At 62.7% G+C, this 4,889-nt stretch carries 6 protein-coding genes, 2 tRNA genes and 1 pseudogene; 2 read left to right on the top strand and 7 right to left on the bottom strand.

Features of this window, described 5'->3' with window-relative positions:
* The 4 genes from EN935_RS22275 to EN935_RS22260 all read right to left on the bottom strand — a co-directional run.
* A partial coding sequence (locus EN935_RS22275; RefSeq protein WP_127373619.1) for a diguanylate cyclase occupies positions 1-413 on the bottom strand: 413 nt, incomplete at its 3' end.
* Positions 414-709: 296 nt separating this feature from the next.
* Positions 710-931 (bottom strand): hypothetical protein, encoded by a 222-nt coding sequence (locus EN935_RS22270; protein WP_127263847.1) that lies wholly within the window; start codon positions 929-931, stop codon positions 710-712.
* Positions 932-1,128: 197 nt separating this feature from the next.
* Positions 1,129-1,205: transfer RNA gene (locus EN935_RS22265), tRNA-Arg, on the bottom strand.
* A 47-nt stretch (positions 1,206-1,252) separates the two neighbouring features.
* The gene (locus tag EN935_RS22260; RefSeq protein ID WP_109662967.1) at positions 1,253-1,558 is read right to left on the bottom strand and encodes an ETC complex I subunit; all 306 of its coding nucleotides are present in this window, start codon (positions 1,556-1,558) and stop codon (positions 1,253-1,255) included.
* 124 nt (positions 1,559-1,682) lie between these two features.
* Between EN935_RS22260 and EN935_RS22255 the strand changes: the two genes are divergently transcribed.
* Positions 1,683-1,759, top strand: a tRNA-Pro gene (locus tag EN935_RS22255).
* A gap of 145 nt (positions 1,760-1,904) precedes the next feature.
* Here EN935_RS22255 and hdaA read toward each other — a convergent pair.
* Genes hdaA through EN935_RS22240 form a run of 3 tightly spaced genes read right to left on the bottom strand, consistent with a single transcriptional unit; the run spans position 1,905 to position 4,342 of the window.
* On the bottom strand, positions 1,905-2,609 hold the full coding sequence (gene hdaA / locus EN935_RS22250) for a DnaA regulatory inactivator HdaA (protein WP_127263849.1): 705 nt from the start codon (positions 2,607-2,609) through the stop codon (positions 1,905-1,907).
* Between the two features lies 1 nt (position 2,610).
* The gene (locus EN935_RS22245; RefSeq protein WP_127263845.1) at positions 2,611-3,813 is read right to left on the bottom strand and encodes an AI-2E family transporter; all 1,203 of its coding nucleotides are present in this window, start codon (positions 3,811-3,813) and stop codon (positions 2,611-2,613) included.
* A complete protein-coding gene (locus EN935_RS22240) occupies positions 3,785-4,342 on the bottom strand; it encodes a CDP-alcohol phosphatidyltransferase family protein (protein WP_126068635.1) in 558 nt (185 codons plus the stop codon). The genes EN935_RS22245 and EN935_RS22240 overlap by 29 nt, the downstream gene beginning before the upstream one ends.
* Before the next feature lie 200 nt (positions 4,343-4,542).
* Here EN935_RS22240 and EN935_RS22235 point away from each other — a divergent pair.
* Positions 4,543-4,889: pseudogene (locus tag EN935_RS22235) on the top strand (phosphoribosylformylglycinamidine cyclo-ligase); the annotation flags it as partial.

Raw genomic sequence — 4,889 nt, 5'->3', positions numbered from 1 at the left:
TCATGGCCCAGGCGGTCGTTGATCAACTTGAAGTGGTCGGCGTCGATGATCAACAGTGCCCCCGAACGGGGCTGCTCCTGCTTGCGGGTCTCTTCGAGATAGGCTTCGACCAGCATCGAGAAGGCACCACGGTTCAGCACCGCCGTCAGGCTGTCGGTCGCGGCAATGACGCTGAGGTCGCGCTGGGCGATGGCCAGCTGGCGAATCTTCCACATGAGGAAAAACAGGAACGAGCCGCCCAGCACCAAGGGCAGCATCAGGTCGGTCATCTGCGCCCGCCACACGGCCTCGGGCGAAAGATAGGGGAAATTGAAGGAATCGACGAAGAATGCCACGGCAATGAAGAATGCCGTACCGGCTACTGTGACAGCGATCACCCTGCCCCAGCTCGTCGGCGACAGATCGAGCTTCATCGCGTTCAACTCCGTTAGCCGCCGCTACTATGACGAACCAACGCAAACAAATTGATAAGACTTTCCCTCCAATTCAATATCGGGTCGATATCGGGCGGCATAGCGCCGAGCGCGGGCACCGGAGGTCAGTGGCTTTGCGGCAGGGCAAGCCGCGGTTGGCCGCCCGCGACAGATGCTTGCGCGCGCGGACGCCGCAGGACGGCCGCCGAGAAAGGCGGCCATCCTGATTCCCGGCTTGAGGGTTTGGACCAAGCTGCTGGCAGAGCAAGCGGCGTTCGAAGCCAGACCGTCCGCCGTCAGTTGAGTGTTGGTTTACCCAGCGCGTCGACGACAAAGGATGCCGCGATCAGGTCGTCGGCATCAAGGCAGAGGGAGCCTTCGCCGCCTCCCATGATGGAAGCCACTTTCTGAAAGGTCTTCATTTCGTATTCGGTGATCCGGGCGTCCAGCATCCTGGCCTTGAGATCCGCGATGCGCCGATCCAGGGCCGAAGATATTCCTATTTCTCGGTTCGACATTGCAACACTCCTCCCCACCCGTGTTTGCCTCCCACCGATCCGCTTTTTGTATGAGGCTTTGCGAATACAGGCGCCGAAACGCGCCGTGCGCGGGAAAGGTTCCGAAAAGGCTGAGTCACGAAATAATACGACAGCGCCGGCGGCTGCGCGATCCACGTCAATCCGACTCTCATCACACACTAACCACTTGAAATTATTGGCGATCCCGACAGGATTCGAACCTGTGACCATCGGCTTAGAAGGCCGGTGCTCTATCCAGCTGAGCTACGGGACCGCTGGCCGGCCGTTGGGCCGGCTGGATATTTTTGCGCTGGCCGCCGTTCAATGCGTCCAGGGCGTCCTGCGGTCATAGCGGAAATTCTCCGCATAGGAAATCTGGCGGCGCTTGGTCTCTTTCGGCTCCTCGACGCGGTAGGCGAGCGCTTCCTTTTCGGCGTAGGCCACCGCCTCTTCCCTGGTGTCGAAGGTGAGCCTGATCTGGCTTCTCATGTCGCCCGACGTGGTGTAGCCCATCAGCGGGTCGATCTTCTTGCGCATCTCGGGGTCGAATTCCAGCACCCAGTGGCCGGTCTTGGCCTTGCCGGACTGCATAGCGGTTTTGGCTGGGCTGAAAATGCGCGCGGACATGGCCACCTCGTTATTGTGCAAGGTAGCATCGCCACCCTTCGCCCGTCATTACTGCGCAATGCACGCGGCGGCAAGGTTTTTGCACTTGCCATGCAACGCCGAAATGAATAGGCAACAGACCGTTCGGAGTGTAGCGCAGCCTGGTAGCGCATCTGGTTTGGGACCAGAGGGTCGGGAGTTCGAATCTCTCCACTCCGACCATCCTCTCCCGGAAACACGGTATCGATAGCCATTGGCACGGTCGCATGGTCACCTTGCGCCGTTTCCGCTCGTCGGCCTTGCCGAGGTCGCCGCCGGTCCGCCATTTCGCCAGAATGTGGCTGTGAGATCAGCTCTCAGGACCAGGCTAAATCTCGAATTCGCCCTGCCCTTCATCCATGGCGTTGACGGTTTCGGCGGCGAGCGTGCGCGTGATCGGCGTCTTGCGCTCGAGCGCGGTGCGGTCCAGCCTTTCCACCACGCGCATGGCCGTCGCCAGCGAGCGCTCGATGCGGCGCACGAGATACTGCACGACATGCGGCTCGACCTCGACCTGTCGGTCGGCAAACAGCTTGGTGATGACGCCGGCGAGCAGGAGATCGTCAGGCTCATGGATCTCGACTGTCGCCGCCGCCTTCAGCCGCGAGGCTAGATCAGGCAGCCTGACGCCCCAGGCCGATGGGAAGCGGCGCGCCGTCAGGAGCAGTGTGGAGCCTGCACCCCGCACCGCATTGATCAGATGGAACAGGCCTTGTTCATCAACCGCCCCGGTATCGACATCGTCGATCAGTGCCGGCCGGGCGCCGAGATTGGCGATGCTGTCGCCGATGCGCCGGGCGTCGACCGCCACCGCGCTGGCGCGCGCGCGCCAGATCGAGGCCAGATGTGTCTTGCCGGAGCCGGCGGGACCGGCCAGCACCACCACCGGCGAAGGCCAGTCAGGCCAGCGGTCGACCAGGGCCACCGCATGATTGTTGGTGCCCGAGACGACGAGGTCGTCGCGCGAATAGCCGGTGCCATGGCCGAGATCGAGCGGCAACTGGCGTGGCGGGTCGGTTGGCTGGGCAGTCACTTCAGCGACGCGGTTGCGTGCGGTGGCCACCGCCGCGATCGGCCGGAAGCTGCGGTACAGGCGCCGCGCCATGGCCCTTGTAGAGAGGCGATTCGAGATAGCGGGCTATGGCAAACCGTACCAGCACGGCAACGGCAGCCGAAGCCGGCACCGCGATCAGCAAGCCGACGAAGCCAAACAGCGCGCCGAAGGCGAACAGCGAAAACATCAGCCATACCGGGTGCAGGCCGACGCTCTTGCCGACCAGCCGCGGCTGCAGGATGTTGCCCTCGATGAACTGGCCGATGAAGAACACGACAGCGACAGCGACGATCATGGTCCAGTCCGGCCAGAACTGGACGAAGGCAACGCCAACGGCCAGCACCAGCCCGGTCAGCGAGCCGACATAGGGGATGAAGGAAATCAGCCCGGCGAACAGGCCGATGAGGATGCCGAAATTCAAGCCGGTCAGCGTCAGCCCGGTGGCATACATGGCGCCCAGCACCAGGCACAGCGTGCCCTGGCCGCGCACGAAGCCGGCTGTGGCGGTGTTGATGTCCCGCGCGATGGCGCGCACGGTCGCGACGTTGTCGCGCGGCACCCAGCTGTCGATGACCGCCACCATGCGGTCCCAGTCGAGCAGCATGTAGAAGGCGACCACCGGCGTCACCACGAACAGGCTGACCACCGAGACCAGCGCCATGCCGGAACTCCACAGCGAGGTGAAGACGGTGGTGATCAGGCCGAAGCCGGAGGTCAGCAGCGAATTCAGGCCGTCGCGCAAGCCATTGGCGTTGACGCCGAATTTCTGCTCCAGCCATTTCGGGTCGAACGACGTGATCAGGCTCTGCAACCGGGTCAGATATTCCGGCAATTTTCCGGCGAAATCGGCCATTTGCGTGGCCAGAACCGGAATGAGGATAACAAAGGCCAGCACCAGCACGATGAGGAAGGTGATGAGGATGACGACCGTCGCCATGAAACGGGACAGGCCGAGCCGCTGCAGCCGGTCGGCGACGGGATCGAGGAAATAGGCGAGCACCATGCCGGCGACGAAGGGCAACAGGATGGCGCTGAAGACATAGAGAAAAAGCGCCAGGATGACCGCGCTGGCCAGCCAGAAGAATATCTGGCGGCGGAAGGCGGCGGACGCGGCAATGTCGACGGCCGCAGCCTCTATCGCCGCCGTTTCTGTCTCAGATGTCCGGAGTGGAGCCTTCGCCATAGCCGCTCATATGCCTCAGCCAAGCCACGAGATAGGCCGCGGCCGAAGCCACGGTCAAGACCCCGGACAGCAATATGAGGGCTGGCCTCAGTGGGTCGAGGTGAACGACAAGGGCGAGTTCGCCCAGCACAACCGCGGCCAGCACGATCTGGATGGCGGTGTTGGCCTTCGACACGAACAGCGGTTTCATCTCGACCGGATGGGCCATGACGGTCGACAACACGACAGCGCAGACGATCAGCGCGTCGCGCGACACCATGGTGACGACCAGCCAGAGCGGCAATTGCCCGATGAAACCCATGACCACGAACACCGAAACCAGCAGCAGCTTGTCGGCCATCGGGTCGAGATAGGCACCGAGCCTGGACTGCTGGTTGAAGCGGCGAGCGATGAACCCGTCGACGCCATCGGAGATGCCGGCGATGAGGAAGCCGGCAAAGGCCCAGTCCCAGCGTGCCTGCAACATTGCCAGCACCACCGCCGGCACCAGAAGAAGGCGCAGGATGGTAATCAGATTGGGGATGGTCAAGGCGATGTCCCGTCGCTTTGTTTTGTTCATAGATGATGGAGGTGGCGGGTGGGTGCAAGGGAGAGACTGACAATCGGAACCTGGCCGTCTCGCATTTGCTGTCCACGATTTTGTCATGCCGAAACGCCGCTGGGCCGCCGTTATCCTTGCGGACCGAAACCGTTCATGCGAAGAGCCCGCAAACGAGCAGGAAAATTGCGATGAGCAAGCGCGACACAAGCCAGCCCAAAACGGGCCAGCCCAAAAGCGGCCAACCCAAAACCGGCAAGCGCAAGAACGGGCTCACCTATGCCGAGGCCGGCGTCGATATCGATGCGGGCAATCTCATGGTCGAGAAGATCAAGCCGCTGGTGCGCGCGACGCGACGGCCCGGCGCCGATGGCGAGATCGGCGGGGTTGGCGGCCTGTTCGACCTCAAGGCCGCCGGTTTCACCGATCCGGTGCTGGTGGCCGCCAATGACGGCGTCGGCACCAAGCTGAAGATCGCCATCGACGCCGGCAAGCACGACACGATCGGCATCGATCTCGTCGCCATGTGCGTCAACGA

Origin of the sequence: Mesorhizobium sp. M7D.F.Ca.US.004.03.1.1, assembly GCF_003998635.1 — a bacterium.
In the GTDB taxonomy this organism is placed as follows: domain Bacteria; phylum Pseudomonadota; class Alphaproteobacteria; order Rhizobiales; family Rhizobiaceae; genus Mesorhizobium; species Mesorhizobium loti.
The sequence above is the reverse complement of the archived record's forward strand: the minus strand, read 5'-3'. Positions and strand labels throughout refer to the sequence as shown.

Coding starts and splice junctions, on each gene's coding strand:
- EN935_RS22270 (WP_127263847.1), bottom strand. CDS start 931: ATGTCGAACCGAGAAATAGGAATATCTTCGGCCCTGGATCGGCGCATC.
- EN935_RS22260 (WP_109662967.1), bottom strand. CDS start 1,558: ATGTCCGCGCGCATTTTCAGCCCAGCCAAAACCGCTATGCAGTCCGGC.
- EN935_RS22245 (WP_127263845.1), bottom strand. CDS start 3,813: ATGGCGAAGGCTCCACTCCGGACATCTGAGACAGAAACGGCGGCGATA.